The organism is Marinimicrobium agarilyticum DSM 16975 (assembly GCF_000423345.1).
In the GTDB taxonomy this organism is placed as follows: domain Bacteria; phylum Pseudomonadota; class Gammaproteobacteria; order Pseudomonadales; family Cellvibrionaceae; genus Marinimicrobium; species Marinimicrobium agarilyticum.
The window spans coordinates 128,857-144,922 of record NZ_KE384008.1; the positions used below are offsets into that span (position 1 = coordinate 128,857).

Genomic DNA, 16,066 nt, shown 5'->3' on the forward strand with positions numbered 1-16,066 from the left:
CCCGTTCGCTGCCGCGCAGGCAGCTCAGAAAATCATGGCCGTCTTGGTTATTACCATGGCCGGGTTCGCTGCCGCGCAGGCAGCTCAGAAACGGGAGAGGTACGCGCGGATGGTCAATAACGTGTTCGCTGCCGCGCAGGCAGCTCAGAAAAAGAGGCGGGGCGCAAATCCCGCCGCGACAAGGTTCGCTGCCGCGCAGGCAGCTCAGAAAAATTGGGGATGGCGGCGAGGACGGCTCAGCAGGTTCGCTGCCGCGCAGGCAGCTCAGAAATTGACCGGAGCCTCCCCAGTATTGAGTATAAAGTTCGCTGCCGCGCAGGCAGCTCAGAAACGCCGCGACATGATGCGCGACTCCCGGGACCGGTTCGCTGCCGCGCAGGCAGCTCAGAAAAGTGGGCGGGCCGCAGCATGACGCTATTCTGCGTTCGCTGCCGCGCAGGCAGCTCAGAAATTGCGGGCGTCTCGTGGTGGCGGTGACAAACCGTTCGCTGCCGCGCAGGCAGCTCAGAAAGCGCACGGAAGAGCATGTCGTCGCGCAGCATCGTTCGCTGCCGCGCAGGCAGCTCAGAAAATCAATCAGGCGCTGGCAAGAGGTAAGGCTACGTTCGCTGCCGCGCAGGCAGCTCAGAAAATTCAGCCCCAGCCGTGCGCAGGCGTCTTTCCGTTCGCTGCCGCGTGGGCAGCTCAGAAATCCAGGGTTGCCCCGAATGTGGCGGCGGCACGGCTCGCTGTTGCACAGGCAGCTCATAAACGAGAACAAGCAAGGCCAACCAAGGCCTCTCCGTTCACTGCCGAGTAGGCAGTTCAGAAAATGCGCGCAGCGCATAATAGGCGCCCCCCTCCAAGTTCGTTGCTGCGCAGGTAGTTTAGAAATAGTCAAAGTGCTGGTCCCACGCGTTCTCGGGTTTGCTGCTGCACAGGCAGCTCAGAAACACCCGCCCCCGCAGCGGTGCCGGAGGGCTACGTTACCTGCCGCACAGGCAGTTCAGAAACTATCGGCCTGTCGTTTGCACAATCTTTCGTTGCCGTAAAGGTAGTCCAGGGCTTGTCCAGTTTGGTTTAAACCGGGCCGCTGTTATTCGCAGCCGGCCATACATGAGGTTGCGCTGGTTCGCGCTCGCGCGTGGACAAGCTGGCTGCGGCACGATGATGACCAAGGAAAATGATCGGGAAGGTTAGGGGATACTAATATCACCTCCTTCCAGTACCCAAACCACCGATACATCCAAAACATCGGCAAAAGCGACAAGCTGGTGAACGTACATGTTCCGCTCTCCGCGCTCGATCTTGCCGATGGCCGTCTGGTTGAGTTTGATATCGTGATCCTCCAGTGCCAAGGAGAGCTCTAACTGGCTCATATTCATGCGCTGCCGAGCGATTCTCAGGCGCTCCCCCAGTTGTTTTCTGTCCAACATACCTTACCCCGTTTATTTGCTGGGCAATTGATATCATCCGGGGTTGACGACCGCTCTCCGATTGGGGCATTATTAGCCCTTATAGGGCTGCATATGAGAATTTAAGGAGATTTTTCGTCTAATAGGGAGGTTTTATGTCCTTGAAGTCGGATTTACAGTTATGGGTGTGCCAGTACCGCCAAGTCCCCAATTATCCCATTACCGCATTTGATTTGTGGTTCAAGCGGCTGGGAGTGAGGGAGGCGGACCTTCTGGTGGGGTTGAACGAATTGCAGCGCCAGTTGGACCGGGAAGCGCAGGTAGTTGAAGACTTGGCTGGGGGCTGTTCGCATGCGGTGGTTCAGCATCACTATTGGTGTTACTACTGCGCGCAACTAAGGGCTCATTACAGAATGCGATGCCGTGTGAGAGAGGGGGCTAACGCAATTTCTGGGTCTCATTGACCGAAAAACCGGGCGCTCCCTCAACTTGCAGAGCATTATATGTGACAAAGTTCACGCTACAAGGGCACCTAATCCGTTGACTATTGGCTTGTGGTTTTTTTCCAGCTAAAGTCTCGTTTCGGAGCTGTTGGTGAGAGGGAGCTTGGCCCGCCTTAATGCCTTTCCTCGACCCATTGCAGCGAATCAATTTTCAGGAACCGAAGGAACGCGGCACCAGCCGCTTAACGACAGGAGGAACAGTGATGTTGTCGTCATTGCAGAATAGCCGAGCGAACCTTGATCAGTACTTCAACGAGAACTTTGTCGAGTTGAAGGACCCCCTCAACCAGTACGGACGAAAGATTTACGTCGAGAAGAGTACCGCCCGCTTCTATGACGAAATTATGGCGTCTCGAAACACCGATTTTAATCACCTTTATATCTACAAGCAGATCGCCAGCCTGAAGGGCGTCGGGACGCTGAGTAGCTACCTGAGCACCAAAACGGTTCTGTCGAGAATGTTGCCTCTGGAAGGTGGTCAAATTTTGTACAGTGTCTGGCACGGTCGTGTGTATATTACCGAGATTCGGATTCAAGCGGATTATAAGACCGAATGTCGTGTCCCTGCCGGAGTCTACAAGGTGAAAAAGTCTTCAACCGATGGGAAGTCATGGGAGGCTGAAGGGAAGGGTGGTGACAATGTCAGTTTGCAAGCGTCGGTTAATGGCGATCATCTCGCCATTAACGGTCATTGCAAGAACATCGCTCATGCGGCGGACTATATGCCGAAGTTCATTGAGCACGGTCATGGAAGAGAATCGTTAAAGAATAGTTACAACCTATTCTTTAACCCTTGTCACGGACTTATCAGTGGTGACTGGCGGGCGTTGGCGGACAGCTCCGGCGTAGGCACCACTCAGGCCTCCCATAAGTTGGCGGGCGTCTTGGTGGCTTCATCCAAACAAGAAAATGGTATTTACCTGACGGTTCATGAGGCGGGCCACGCTCTGTTCAAGGAGGCACTCAGAAAGGTACACCGAGAGGGCGCGTCGCTGGAAAACTACACGGTGTATTACGCTAACGCTACCCACAACCTGGAAAAAGTGGATGAGTGGCGTCAGAAAACGGGAATGAAGATTTCCTCTAAGAAGCCGCTAATTAACGGCTATAATGCCAGACAATCTCTTTTGTCGGGTAACATTGCCAGTCTGCCGGTTGTAGCGGGTCGCGCCGATCCGAATAATGGTGTCGCTGCTTTCGTAGATGGTGGGTATTCCGCTCTTAAGCCTCTTGCTTTGGCCACCGGGGCCGTGTTTTCAGCCAGTTGGGCCGTGGCGCTTCTTCCTTATGCTCTTGGACAAGGGCGCAGTGGTAACTCAGAAATCCTGGACTCCGAAGGTAAGATTGTTCAACACCGGGTTAAACAGATGAAGAAGTTGGTCTGGGACCCGATTCACAAAATGATGGCCAGAGCTTGATTATGCCGTTGATTGGTACTCGCCGATACCCGAAGGGGCCTAGTTTAACCCGGTCTGAGTGTCACAGGCTGAACTTGTCTGGGACGAAAATCCGTTTTGATGCTCCTGAGCATCGGGATTCCCAAGTGCCTGACCGGACCGAGTTGTCGATGGAGAAGAATATCTACGATGATGCTCTTTTCAGTCGGTTTTATGAGGACAACGCGGCTGAGCCTCCTCGAATGGAGCTGGCCGTAAAATGGTGGGAGTACACGGGCCTTCCGATTTTGGACGGTACGGGTTACTTGGGGCAGATCAGGTTCCGTATTTTTTTGAATCGTATGCCAGAGTTCTCTAGTCTGTTTAGACCGAAGAACTTGGAGTGTGCGGTCGAGCGCTACATTTATACATCTCCCTCCTCAACTCGGTATCCAGGTACTAACCGCCTTGATTGGCGGATTGCTGATATCAATGGTTCCCGGTGGGTCAATTACGGCATGATTGGCTGGACCGCAATGTACAGCGCTGAGGAGGTCTATACCTCTTTTTGGCAGATTCCGATTACGGATGAGCATCTGCTGACAGTGGAGTTCGTGCAAGTCATTGCCCTAAAGCGAACAAACCTGAAGCAGGTCTTCCAAAAGGTCATTGACGCGGTGATGAACAGTTTTACTATTGAGCTTTCATCGGACGCGGCGGCCCAAAAGGCGCGAGTGGAGAAGGAGTACCTCGGTGAAACCTTGTCGAAGTCGCTCCCTCCCTACGAGTTTGACCACTTGGAGGCTCTCACTGGTTTAGAGATGGTTCAAAAAGTCAGTGAGTCTCTCAATCACGATTTGAGCATCCCTAAAGCCGATTTTGATGAAATAGTGGCTAAGGAGGAGAAAAAGCAGGAGGAAGAGCTGAAGGCGATACGAGAGAGGGTTTTACAGTCCCACCTCCGGTTTTTTGAATAGCATTGGTGGGTGTGTGTTAGTTACGTTCCGAAGAGAACGCTAGTAAATCTGGTAACTGTTCGAACCCGGTTCATAAAACGGTGGCTAAAGCGTAACTATGCGGTTAATTGGTACACGTAAAAACCCTAAAGGGCCGAGCCTGTCTCGACCTGAAAGCCACCGTCTTGACTTGTCGGGTACGAAAGTTCAGTTCGAAGCGCCGAGGCACAATGATGCTCTGGTTCCGGATCAGAGCGACTTGGCTATCAACCTGAATATTTACGATCCGAAACGGTTTGGGCAGTCTGAAAAAAGTAATTCCGATGAGATTCCGACTAGAGCTTTAGCCGTTAAATGGTGGGAATACACGGGGCTTCCGATTCTGGACGGCACCGGCTACTTGGGGCGAATTGAATTTCAGGTCTATTTGAGCCATATGCCGGCGTTTTCCAGCCTGTTTCGACCTAAAAGCTTGGAGTGTGCCGTAGAACGCTATATTTATATGTCTCCTTCGTCGACCCAGTATCCCGGTACCAACCGCCTTGATTGGCGGGTAATCGATATCAATGGTTCCCGGTGGGTCAATTACGGGATGATTGGCTGGACCGCGATGTACAACGCCGAGGAGGTCTATACCTCCTTTTGGCAGATTCCGGTTACGGATGAGCACCTGCTGACAGTGGAGTTCGTGCAGGTCATTGCCCTAAAGCGGACGAACCTGAAACAGGCCTTCCAAAAAGTCATTGATGCGGTGATGAACAGTTTCACCATTGAGCTTTCATCGGACGCGGCGGCCCAAAAGGCGCAAGTGGAGAAAGACCACCCTGGTGAAGTCTTGTCGGAGTCACTCCCTCCCTATGAGTTCGATCATGTGGAGCTTAAGAATGTGTACGAGCTGACAAATATCGTGAGCCAAGAGTTTAACCATGACCCTTCGATTCCTTTTGAAAAAGTCGACAAAGTCGTTCAAGAAAAGGATAAAGAGCAGCGCGAGCAAGCGGAGGCTGTTAGAAAGCGGGTTCTAGGCTCTCACCTTCGGTTTTTAGAGTGATGATGTTTGCGTAGTGTTTGACTTAGCAAATAAATGAGCCTATAGTTCGCACTTACTGTATTGCGTAAAGAGGCGCCTGTGTCGAAAAGTGTAGAGGCTGGGTTGGTGATAAATATCATCAATATGCAAAGCAAAATTCAGAAACGGATCGGCGCCGCTCTGTCCACGCACGGTATTGGTCTATCGGAATATCTTGTTCTAAATCAGCTATATATTGCAAAAAATCAGAGAATGCGACGCAGCGATCTTGCCGAGCAGGTAGGTTTAAGCCCGTCTGGCGTTACTCGTCTTCTGAATCCAATGGAGAAAATAGGGCTTGTTGAAAAGGAAAGTAACCCTCGTGACGCCAGATCCAGCCTGGTCAGTTTGTCAGAGGTTGGAAAGAAAATTACTGAAGAGGCAAGCATTTCTTTCGAGTATGCATCAGTGGCGTTGTTCGAGCCCCTCGACAAGAAACGGCTAAGCTCACTTTCAGAGCTGCTTAAAACTGTAGCAAGATGACTATAAGAAACTATCGGCAGGCTCTTATCGATAAAATTGAAGCGCCTGTCACTCAAAGCAATGTGATGGCGGGATCGGTTGAAACGGCCTATTTGTCCTCAGGCGCTGGCCCAGTTTTGATCTGTCTACACGGAGCCGGGGCGGGGGCAGTAACGTGGTATCCGTCTATTGGCGCTCTGTCAAAACACTTTCATGTGGTTGCTCCCGACATAGTGGGTTATGGCGAATCGGATAAACCTGATGCTTCCTATGATCGGGCTTATTTTGCCAAATGGCTAAAGGACTTTCTTTCGGCATTGGGCATCGCCAAAGCCCATGTTGTTGGGTTGTCTCAGGGAGGAGCCATTGCCCTCCAGTTTGTGCTGGATAACCCGAAAATGGTCGACAAGCTCATTCTGGTAGATTCGGGAGCGCTTGGTGCTCAGCCTTCTCTTGCTTCTTTTTTGGGGATGCTCTGGCTGAATAGTATTCCTTCCAGTCTGGCCAATAGATTTTATTCGCGTTATATATTGTTCGATCCTGACAATAGAGACCCCAACCACGCGCGTTATTCCGTCCAAGTTTTGAAGAGCAAGGGTGGTAAAAATGCGTTCCGTCAGGGAAAAGGGGCTGCTGTGTCAAAGATGCCGGAGGACTCTCTTCGTCAGATAGAAAATGAATCGTTGATTTTGTGGGGGGAAGACGACCAACTTTTTGCTATTGAGTATGGCGAGGCGGCCGCTCGTATTCTTCCCAACGCAAGATTTTATCGAATTTCGAATGCCGGGCATCTACCGCTTATGGATCAGCCAGCCACCTTTAACCAGGCTGTTCTTAATTTTTTAAAAGGTAGTAGAAAATAGCCATTAAATTTACGCCTAACGATAGGCTCTCAGCGTCCTTGCTGTGATACCGAAAGGCGACAGTTTTTAGTCAGGAAAATCGCAACCCACTGATCTTCAGCCAGGGCAGCTGGTAACCCCCAAAATCCGACACTTCCGCGCTGATGGCCTGAATGTCTTTCAGCATCTGAGCCACATTGCCGGTAATCATCGTTTCCGACAGGGCTTTGGTGCGCTTGCCGTTTTCCAGCAGAAAGCTGTTTTTGATCACCCCGGAAAAGTCCCCGTTCGGGGCCGGGTTGCCCATGGAGAGGCGGCTGACCAGGGCGCCGCGCTCGACGCTGGCTTGCATGTCGGCCCGGCTGGTGTCGCCGGCATCAATGCGCCAGCCATCGCCGGCCGTTGTGTGGGGAATACCGAGTTTACGGCTGGCGTAGTAGCTCGGCAGCTGACAGGTCAGTCGGCCGGCGTCGACCAGAGTGATGGGCTTGACGACAAATCCCGCCCCATCGAAGGGCACTCGGTCTACACCCTGTGGGTGATTGCGTAATGTCAGGCAGGGTGCCGCAATCATATCGCCCACCGCCTTCTGGTAGACGGAGGTCTGACTGAGGAGCGCGCCGTCACCGAGCTGACGGATCAGCCAGCCGATCAGGTCCATCACGGCCATGGGCATCAGTACGACCTCACCGGTAAACTTATCGCCCAGCATCTCGGTGCGGGTTTCCTGCACGCTGTTGGCCATCAGTTGCTCGATTTCCAGCACGTCCGTCAACCGTTCGGGTAAAGCATTCAGTTCGCCACCGGTGAAATTAAAGGAGCTGCTGCCGTGCTCGTCCTTGCTGGAGCCCATCATCCCCACGCTGTAGCTGCCGACGGACGAGGTCAGCTCGGTATCGAGCGTGGTAACCAGGGCGGTTTTGTCCAGAGTATGCTTGATGGCGCATTCTTCGATCTGGAAGGTCGGGTAGTGTTCGGCGCGGGTTTCCAGCAGGGTTTTCGCGCTGGCCGCGATGGCGTCCCGGTCGACCGACTGCGGGCCTTTCTCAAAGCTGCCCATCTGGTTCGGGGCGACGGCATTGGCCTCGTCCTGGGGTGAGGTGACCACGTCCCGTTTCAGGTCGGCGATCATTTGTTCTATGACGGCGTCTTCCAGGCTGGATACCGACGCCGTGGCCCGCCGACTGTCCTGAATGACCAACACTGCCAGGGACTGGCTCTGGGTCGTGCGCATCAGGCTCACATGGTTGTGGGCAATGTTAAGCTCGTTGGCGTCGGTCTCGGTAATCGTTACCCGGGCATCATCAAATCCGGCGCGGGTCAGCGCGCTCAGGATGGTTTTCGCTTGTGTGAGCATTATTCACCTCCCAACTGTGCTTTTGCCCGCAAGGCGGGGCCACCCATCGACACCACCATCGGCTGTTTCTTGCCGCAGTAGCCGGCACTTTCCCAATGCATGTCACTGGAAACCGCATCCACCGACTGCAACATTTTGATGGCGGAGCCGGACAGGGTGGTGTCCTTGATGGCGCGCCCGAGTTTTCCGTTTTTGATCTCGTAGCCGAGGGGCACACCGAACATGAATTCGGTGGTCATATCGGCCTGGCCGTTGCTGGTTTTCATCAGGTAGTAGCCATCCTCAACATCGGCAATCATGTCGTCGAGCTTGCTGGTGCCGGGCAAAATGGCGGTATTGCGCATGCGGATCAGCGGCTCATCGTCGGGCGCGTAGGCGCGGGCGTTGCCGGTGGCCTGGTCGCCGAAGCGCGAGGCGGTTTCCCGGTTGTGCATAAAGTCTGTGAGTATGCCGTCTTGAATCAGGGTCACGTCCTGCGCGGGTGTGCCTTCGTCATCGGCGTAGACGGGAACGGGGAGTTCTTCACCGTTGTAGCTGTGGGCAAAGTCGACCATGGTCACCAGGTCGCTGGCGATCCGCTGGCCGCGCATGTCACCGGTCACGGCGCCGCCGAGCACCAGGTCGGCCTCGCAGGGGTGGCCCATGGCTTCGTGAGCCAGAATACCGGCCAGGTCGGAAGCCAGGACGATGGTCTGCAGGCCGCCTTTGGCGTGCACGGCCTCGCGCTTGGCCAGCAGGTGCTCATAGAGTCCGTCGAGCTGGGATTCTACGGACGCCATCGACAGGTCCAGGTTGCCGAAGCTGCCTTTGCTGCTGATGACGTGACCCAGTTCAACCGGTTTTCCGTCCTTGTCCGTGACGGTCAGTTTCAGGTAGGCCATGGCACGGGAGATGTTGTTGTAGGCCCGCGCGCCCACGCTGTTCTGAATGTACTTGTCGTGATACTCATCCAGCGCCACTGTGGTGACCGAGACCACCTTGTCGTAGCGACGCCGGACCAGGTCCGTGACCGATTGCAGCCATTCGATTAACTGCTGTGAAGACCAGTTGGGCTTGCAGGCGGTGCCGTGCTCGCCCTGATACCCCTCCTGGGGCAGGGGCCGACTTTCGCCGCCAAACAGTTGCATGGCCTTGGCATTGGCCAGGGCGATGTTGCCGAGCTTGTCGGAACCGCTGGGCTGGGTCGTGGAGGCGAACCCCCAGTAGCCGTTCTGGTAGGCGCGGGCGGACTGACCGCTGGTGTGGGAGCTGTTATTGGCCATGAGGTTACCGTCGACCAATACGATCTGGCGCTTGCGCAGTTCGTGCTCGCGGAATTCGTTGTACTCACCGGCACGGGTGAAAGGGGCAAAAGACATGGGGAGTTCCTTGTGCTCGAGGGTGGAAAGCAGCTTAGCAGAGCGCTGGGGGTAAAACAAAGCGCCCCGCGAGGCCGCGCCGGCCCCGGTAGTCGCCTTCTGCCGCTCAAATAACCGCCTGATCATAGGGTGTGTTGGCAGCGGCTCCAAAATCGTGCACACTTTGTCCCCAAGACTTTTAGAGCACGTCCAATAGGGCGCTTGACCGCTTGAACTGGCCTTTCCGGGACTTTTCAGCTAGCGCCCGGTGTTTATTGATATTACAACGTGAGGACTAACAATAATGAACATCAGAACCGTCGCTCAGGCGCTTTCGGCCTGCCTGCTTTTCTCTCTGTCACTGACCACTCAAGCGGAATCAGACAAGGTCTTTGAGCTGAGAACTTATACGACTCACGAGGGTCGGCTCCCCGCCTTGCATGAGCGTTTCGAGAACCACACCATCGAGCTTTTCGAGAAACACGGAATGCATAGTGTCGGCTACTGGGTACCCAGCGATCCGGAGCGGGCAGATAACACTCTCATTTATATTCTGGAGCACAAAAGCCGCGAAGCCGCCGCTCAAAGCTGGCAGGCTTTTGGGGAGGACCCAGATTGGCAGAAGGTCCATAAGGAATCGAGAGAAGACGGCGCTATCGTCAAACACATTGACTCCGTTTTTATGACCGCGACAGAGTACTCTGCCATTCAGTAAGTCCCCCGGAATCGCTGATGCGGTAATGATCCTGTGAGTCAAAAGGGAATTTCTGTGAAATTTGGAAATACAACACCAATACTGAGAAGCTTTGATGAAGCTAAAGCCAAGGAATTCTACCTTGATTTTCTAGAGTTCAATCTGGATTGGGAGCACAGGTTTGAAGAGGGGCTGCCGCTCTATATGCAGGTGTCAAAGGATGGCTGTGTTCTTCATATATCGGAGCACCATGGAGACTGTAGCCCCGGCGCGGCGCTTCGAATTCAAGTCGATGATGTTGAGCCGTATCATAAACTTCTGCTTGGTAAAAACTATGGATACGCCAGGCCAGGAGTACAAGAAATGCCATGGGGCAGCAAGGATATGGCGATTTCCGACCCCTTTGGCAACCGGCTGGTATTCACTAGCGCAATCATCTCTTAACAGCACCCGTCAGCTGAGCTGCTCTTGTCCAGACACTTTTTTGTGAATGCCTGCGTTCGCTGGTGACGAAACCTGCACCGCTCAAACACTTGCCCCGTCCACGCCCCCTTACATTGAAAACATCATTCCTCCATGCGCGCCGCCTTCGCGGCTGGAGCAGGCGTGGTGGAGCTGGATGTTCACCCCGCTACGGACGGCTATTTCGCCGTAATGCATGATTGGATGCTGGATTGCCGCACCGAAGGTATGGGGTGTATATGGCGGGGATGAGCCCGCGTGGCGAGCTACAGAGCTATTGGGAGATGGCCTGCTCGGCTTTTCCCGTGCCAGCGTGAAGGACTGCCTCAAGCGCTATATGGCCCTTGGCTGGACAGGCTACATGCCGGAGTCTTGCCACAATACGGTTGTCATGGTGCCCCTCAAGATAGCGCCTTGGCTCTGGGGCTGGCCAAACCTGCTAACGCCACGCTTGCGCGATGTGGGCAGCGAAATCGCTCTAGTCTACCCAATGAATGACGATGGCGCTGCGTCTATCGATACGCTAGAGGTTGATCTCTTCGCTTAGGGTAGTAGAAGTTTTTGCGGACTCTCGAGTCATACAGAGGTTTTCAAGTCGCGCGATCTCCTGTCGTAGCTTTGACCTGGATCGCCGAAGTATCATTAATTTCGTGCCCAATGAGGAAACTATTATTACAACCAATGCAACGCCACCAACCCAAAGCAGTTGGGTTGGGTGGGACCTTTCCTGGCTCTGCCAGATCGTAAAGGGAATGGTTAATAACAGCGCAATAAATGCCGCTGTACCGCCGGCTCCACACCCACATTCACTTGACAGCTTTTCTAGCCGCTGCTGGGCTTGATTTCGTTCGATGCTGTCAAGACACGGAAGAACGACTTCAATTCGCCTATAGCGTGCTGGGTTGACTCGCAGGCACGCGAGATCGTCTCTCGTTTTGAGTGTAAGGTGATCTCGCATGCCTCTGGACCTTTTAAAGGTACGTGCAATGCCGTGAAGAGCGCACTACAGAACTCTGCCAGTTTGTTAAATCTGGCTGCGATGTTGTACGCGGGCCGCTATCCATCAAGTTGTTTCCGCCATCGGTAGTGCGATGAAGCAATCCGCAGGCATGGGCAATTTCATGGGCAACAGTATCATTGAACGGACCTGGCGCTTGTTGCACTGTGACGTAGTCGTGTGTGAAACCCATGGAGCAGCCAAGAGAGTTGGAAGAATAGCCATGGATAACAAAAACGATGATTTCCCCGCCATAACCGGAACGTCTGCGCCAGTTAGATTCAAATTTGCAGAGGTTGGCAACAAACTCGAACCAACTACCTAAAACCCACCAATCTGAAAAGAACCCGCCGGCGCCACAGTCAAGGATAATCTCTCCCCCTGGAGGGCTGACGGATGTATTGCAGATACCTGTAAATCTGAGATCTATGTTGCTGGTTCTGTCAAAAACTTCGATTGCCGTCTCTATCCATGGTTGAAGCGCTGCCTCGGACATTAAGGGTGTGCGGCCATTTGAAGGAACAATAATGCTGAAATACATTTTCTTTCGTGGCCGTACTCCGGCGAGACTCAGTATGAAGTCAAATATCCCAACGGCTCTCCAGAAAATTTCTAGGAGCCAGTTGACGACTGTTCGGATTATCCCGCCGAGAATGGGGATTGACAGAATCAGTCCCCATATAGCGCCTAGGAGATCCAGTAAAAAGTTGACTACAGTGCAGACGGTACGCACGACCCATTTTCCCACTGTCACTACAACCCATCGCACCACCTTTACTGTAACCCAAACTAACCAACACACAAGCTTGTTCAGACAAAGCAACCACCAGTTACATGGCTCCTCGCGGCACCTCTCTTCTTGGCGATCTTCCCATTCTTCGATAGGCCTCTCAACTTCTTCTTCAATCCATTCATGTACCTCACGACAGGTTCTGCCCATGAGCTTTCTCCTGATTTTTATGGATGATAAGACGAGTTTCCTTTACACGCTATCTGTTGCAAACGTCAGCTTAGTGTTCGACCAAGCTTTCACTAAAAGGATGTCGCGGAAATACCACTCAACCATAGTTGTTAGGTCTCGGTGGCTGAGTTGGGGTACGATCCTTTATTCACTTTACCTGATGGTGGTTAGGAACGGAACTTCTAATTTGGTGCTCGAGAGTAGCGGCGTACCAAACCTCTGTTTCTTTAACTGATGAAGACATTTTGTTGCGTTAAGCGACATTATTGTCCGAAAAAAAGCGCGTATCAGTCTCGAAAGGAGGAAAGACTCTCATGGTTTATGGTGTAAGCCGTGCGATATAGTGGGGTCAAGGCTGGTCGAAAGTAGGAAGGGAGAGTTAGATAGAAAAAATCGAACTGGTTGGTTGTTTGATTAGATGCAAATGAAATAACAAGCGGCTGTGATCTCGGGCCTCCCCTCGCAGTCTTAAAATTGTAGCCTCTTGGTATAGATGATCATCACGAATCATGGCGTGAAAGATTGTTGCCTTCTCGCTTGTGTGAGCGGTCCTTGGTATTTGTCGGTGTTGATAAGAGAATGATAGAACCTCTTTATGTAAAGCATCGGTCTGGCGAATCGAGGGATTCCTTCTGCGTTTCTGACAAGATGCTAGGTCTCCATCTATTCGCAGATTGGACTTTGCAATGCAGCTCTTAACAATTCCTTCGGGTTGACAGCTAATGTGGTCTTTGTGCATCTATGTCGCCAAGGAACAAGGGGTCGTCATAGGGTCGGTATTCAATTTCCGTCACCCAATACGCCTGCTCTCCATGCTCTGGCGTGCGCACAACCACTTCGTCATCGATTCGCTTTCCAAGCAGTTGCCGCGCCAGTGGCGAGTCGACGCTCAGTTGGCCGCGGCTGACATCAAACTCATCCGGCCCCACAATCTGATAGGTGGTCTCGTCGCCTTCCTCGTTCTCCACGGTAACCCAGGCTCCGAAAAACACTTTGCCTCGGTCATCCGGCAGGCGATCGACAATGGTCACTTCTTCCAACCGCTTGGTCAGAAAGCGAACCCGGCTGTCGATTTCCCGCAGGCGTTTTTTGCCGTAGATGTAGTCCCCGTTTTCCGAGCGGTCGCCGTTCTTGGCGGCTTCGTGTACCACGTTGGTCACTTGCGGGCGCTCGACTTTCCAGAGCTGCACCAGCTCTTCCTTCAGCCGGCGGGCGCCGGCTGGGGTGATGTAGGCGGAGCCTTTGGGGCGGGGCGGACGCCAACGGCCCATGGTCAGTGTCCCTCCGGCAGGTTGGCGATTTCCAGCGGTTCAATCGGGTCCGCCGGGGTGAAGTTGAACACCCGGCCGTAGAAGTAAAGTTCGGCTTCCAGGGCGCGCTCAATGTTCGGCCCCTGCCGGAAGCCGTGGCCTTCTTCGGGGAACAGCACCATCGCATTGGCGATGCCTTTTTCCGTCAGGGCGTTCACCATGGCCTCGGCCTGATTCGGCGGTACGATTTTGTCTTCCTCACCCTGCAGGAAGATGACCGGGCACTGCAGTTGTTCGACGTGGCGAATCGGTGAGCGCTCCTGATAGGTGGCTTGGGCCTCGGGGTAGGGGCCCACGAGGGTGTCCAGGTAGCGGGACTCGAACTTGTGGGTGTCTTTCGCCAGGGCTTCCAGATCGCCGATGCCGTAGAGGCTGGCGCCGGCCTGGAAGGTGTCGCTGAACGTCAGGGCGGCCAGCACGGTGTAGCCACCGGCGCTGCTGCCGCGAATGGCGCAGCGCTGGGGGTCGGCCCAGCCTTTGTCTGCGAGGTAGGTGGCGCCGCTGCAGACGTCGATGACATCGGTCACGCCCCAGTTGCCCTTGAGTCGGTCCCGGTAGCGGCGGCCGTAACCGGTGCTGCCCCGGTAGTTCACATCCAGAACCGCGAAGCCGCGGCTGGTCCAGAACTGGATTTTCAGGTTGAGCGCGGTTTGGGTCGCGCCGGTGGGCCCGCCGTGGCACATCACCAGTAGCGGCGGACGCTCCTGTTCGGGGCCTTCGAAGTCCGGGTTGTGAGGGGGATAGTAAAACCCGTGGGCGGTTTCCCCGTCCGTGGTTTCAAAGGTGGTCGCTTCCGGTGAGGACAAGTAGCGCGGGTCCGGGTCGGACTGGGCCGAGCGGGCCAGGGGCATCAGTGCTTCGGCTTCTTCCGGGCGGAAGGCCCAGAGAAATGGACTGTGCTGAGCGTTGGCCCCCAGGAACAGGCCTTTGCCGCCGCCACAGCGCACGCTGTTGATTTCGGTCAGCCCGGTGTCGATCGAGGTGAGGCTACCGTGGGTCAGGTCCAACCGGGCCAGTTGCCAGTGGCCTTCCTGGGTATAGGTGCACAACAGGGTGTTGGCCCCGAGAAAATCGTAAGTGGACATGCCGAACACCCACTGGGGCGTGGCAAACTCGGCGTCCAGATGGCAGAGCTCCTCCGCCTCCTCGCCATTCCAACGGTAAAGGTTCCACCAGTTGGTGCGATCAGAGACAAAATACAATGTGCCATCCGGCGACCACTGGGGCTGGAAAATGGATTCCTTTTCGCCGCCCGCGATCACTCGGTCGTCAATGACGGCGCCGGCTTCGTCCAGCGCGGCCAGGTGGCACTCGGTGCCGTCCCAGGGCATGTTCGGATGGTTCCAGCACAGGTAGCTCAACTCTTGCCCGTGGGGGCTGAGACGGGGCGTGCAATAAAAGTCCGCGCCGCTGGCCAGCACGTCGACCTCGTTTGACCCTTGCAGCGAAATGGCCACCACCTCGCTGCGCTCCTCTTTGCCCTCCTCGGAGTGGTCCTCCCGCACGCAGATCAGCCGCTGGCGCTCGGTATCCACGGTCAGGTCGGCGTAGCGGTAGGGCCCCTCGGGCGTCACGGCTTCCATATCCTCGCCCACAAGGCGGTAGATACGTTGGTCGCTGTCCAGCACCAGGTACACCACGCCGTCTTCCACGCAATAGCTGCCGCCGCCGTATTCGTGGGCGCGGGTGCGCACGCTGTGGGGAGCGGGGGTGCGATCGGAGCGCAGGCCTTGGGCGTCGAGTTGGACGAGGACGGAGCGGCCTTTTTCGCTGGGGCGCGATTCGAGCCAGTAGATGTCGTCGCCGTCTATGTGGGGTTCGCTGAGGCGGACGGTTCCCTGTGTGAGGGTGTGGGCTTTGATGGGGGATTGCCAACTGCCGTAGGGGGTAGCCATGGGGGTCCTTTGTGTCTGTTGGTTTGGCGCTCTGTCGTCCGGCCAACGGTCATGGACAAGCGATGACCGAACGGTGACAATGCTTCAATTGTCAGCGATCACTGGACTTGAATCAACGGGTCTGACGAATTGCGTCAATAAGACTGCTGATATGGCATTGAGTCCGGTGGGTGCGGTGTAGACTGGTTGAAAACCCGCCGTGAATACATCCCTGTAGGCTTCTCATCGGCATCCATGCCTCAGAGAGTTTTCAACCAGTCTACACCGCACCCACCTCAGTGCCAGTCGAACCTCTGATAGAGAACCTCCAAATGGGAAAAAGTGCCCTCTAACGTTTATTTTGGCACTGAGGCGAAGGAGGGAAATAGCCATTGGAGACTCTCTGACGCCTATATGGATGTAGGTGTTAGGGCGACGCAGGAAGCCAAAGCCGAGGCATGGATGCCGATGA

The 16,066-nt window shown here is 54.7% G+C and carries 15 protein-coding genes; 8 read left to right on the forward strand and 7 right to left on the reverse strand.

The genetic code is table 11. The features are described 5' to 3' along the window. The coding region (locus G547_RS24090; RefSeq protein ID WP_425411504.1) for a hypothetical protein at positions 1-760 on the reverse strand (760 nt) is incomplete at its 3' end. A 415-nt stretch (positions 761-1,175) separates the two neighbouring features. Next, entirely contained in the window at positions 1,176-1,415 is a 240-nt protein-coding gene (locus G547_RS0116410; RefSeq protein WP_027330765.1) for a helix-turn-helix domain-containing protein, read from the reverse strand. A gap of 598 nt (positions 1,416-2,013) precedes the next feature. Between G547_RS0116410 and G547_RS0116420 the strand changes: the two genes are divergently transcribed. The 5 genes from G547_RS0116420 (at position 2,014) to G547_RS0116440 (ending at position 6,623) form a co-directional block, all read left to right on the forward strand. After that, a complete protein-coding gene (locus G547_RS0116420) occupies positions 2,014-3,315 on the forward strand; it encodes a hypothetical protein (protein WP_157209920.1) in 1,302 nt (433 codons plus the stop codon). Between the two features lie 149 nt (positions 3,316-3,464). After that, the gene (locus G547_RS0116425; protein WP_027330768.1) at positions 3,465-4,250 is read left to right on the forward strand and encodes a hypothetical protein; all 786 of its coding nucleotides are present in this window, start codon (positions 3,465-3,467) and stop codon (positions 4,248-4,250) included. A gap of 97 nt (positions 4,251-4,347) precedes the next feature. Further along, the gene (locus G547_RS0116430) at positions 4,348-5,280 is read left to right on the forward strand and encodes a hypothetical protein (RefSeq protein ID WP_157209921.1); all 933 of its coding nucleotides are present in this window, start codon (positions 4,348-4,350) and stop codon (positions 5,278-5,280) included. Between the two features lie 78 nt (positions 5,281-5,358). After that, on the forward strand, positions 5,359-5,781 hold the full coding sequence (locus tag G547_RS0116435; protein WP_027330770.1) for a MarR family winged helix-turn-helix transcriptional regulator: 423 nt from the start codon (positions 5,359-5,361) through the stop codon (positions 5,779-5,781). Continuing rightward, positions 5,778-6,623, forward strand: coding sequence for an alpha/beta fold hydrolase (locus G547_RS0116440; RefSeq protein ID WP_027330771.1), 846 nt, complete (start codon positions 5,778-5,780; stop codon positions 6,621-6,623). The genes G547_RS0116435 and G547_RS0116440 overlap by 4 nt, the downstream gene beginning before the upstream one ends. 70 nt (positions 6,624-6,693) lie before the next feature. Here the strand turns inward: G547_RS0116440 and G547_RS0116445 are convergent, their stop codons facing one another. Beyond that, complete coding sequence (locus G547_RS0116445) at positions 6,694-7,959, reverse strand: metallopeptidase TldD-related protein (protein ID WP_027330772.1); 1,266 nt, start codon at positions 7,957-7,959, stop codon at positions 6,694-6,696. Further along, on the reverse strand, positions 7,959-9,317 hold the full coding sequence (locus G547_RS0116450; RefSeq protein WP_027330773.1) for a TldD/PmbA family protein: 1,359 nt from the start codon (positions 9,315-9,317) through the stop codon (positions 7,959-7,961). The genes G547_RS0116445 and G547_RS0116450 overlap by 1 nt, the downstream gene beginning before the upstream one ends. A 283-nt stretch (positions 9,318-9,600) precedes the next feature. Here G547_RS0116450 and G547_RS0116455 point away from each other — a divergent pair, with 283 nt between their 5' ends. From G547_RS0116455 to G547_RS24095, 3 genes are all read left to right on the forward strand, one after another. Further along, positions 9,601-10,011: an NIPSNAP family protein gene (locus tag G547_RS0116455; protein ID WP_027330774.1), complete on the forward strand. Its 411-nt coding sequence runs from the start codon at positions 9,601-9,603 to the stop codon at positions 10,009-10,011. 54 nt (positions 10,012-10,065) lie between these two features. After that, a complete protein-coding gene (locus G547_RS0116460) occupies positions 10,066-10,434 on the forward strand; it encodes a glyoxalase superfamily protein (RefSeq protein ID WP_027330775.1) in 369 nt (122 codons plus the stop codon). 132 nt (positions 10,435-10,566) lie between these two features. Continuing rightward, entirely contained in the window at positions 10,567-10,704 is a 138-nt protein-coding gene (locus G547_RS24095) for a glycerophosphodiester phosphodiesterase family protein (protein WP_157209922.1), read from the forward strand. 719 nt (positions 10,705-11,423) lie between these two features. On the opposite strand, the gene G547_RS0116470 is transcribed toward G547_RS24095, so the two are convergent. From G547_RS0116470 to G547_RS0116485, 3 genes are all read right to left on the reverse strand, one after another. Then, a complete protein-coding gene (locus tag G547_RS0116470; protein WP_027330777.1) occupies positions 11,424-12,389 on the reverse strand; it encodes a zinc metalloprotease in 966 nt (321 codons plus the stop codon). Between the two features lie 740 nt (positions 12,390-13,129). Beyond that, on the reverse strand, positions 13,130-13,681 hold the full coding sequence (gene greB / locus G547_RS21940; protein WP_051235645.1) for a transcription elongation factor GreB: 552 nt from the start codon (positions 13,679-13,681) through the stop codon (positions 13,130-13,132). A gap of 2 nt (positions 13,682-13,683) precedes the next feature. Then, entirely contained in the window at positions 13,684-15,615 is a 1,932-nt protein-coding gene (locus G547_RS0116485; RefSeq protein ID WP_027330779.1) for a S9 family peptidase, read from the reverse strand. Positions 15,616-16,066: the final 451 nt, after the last annotated feature.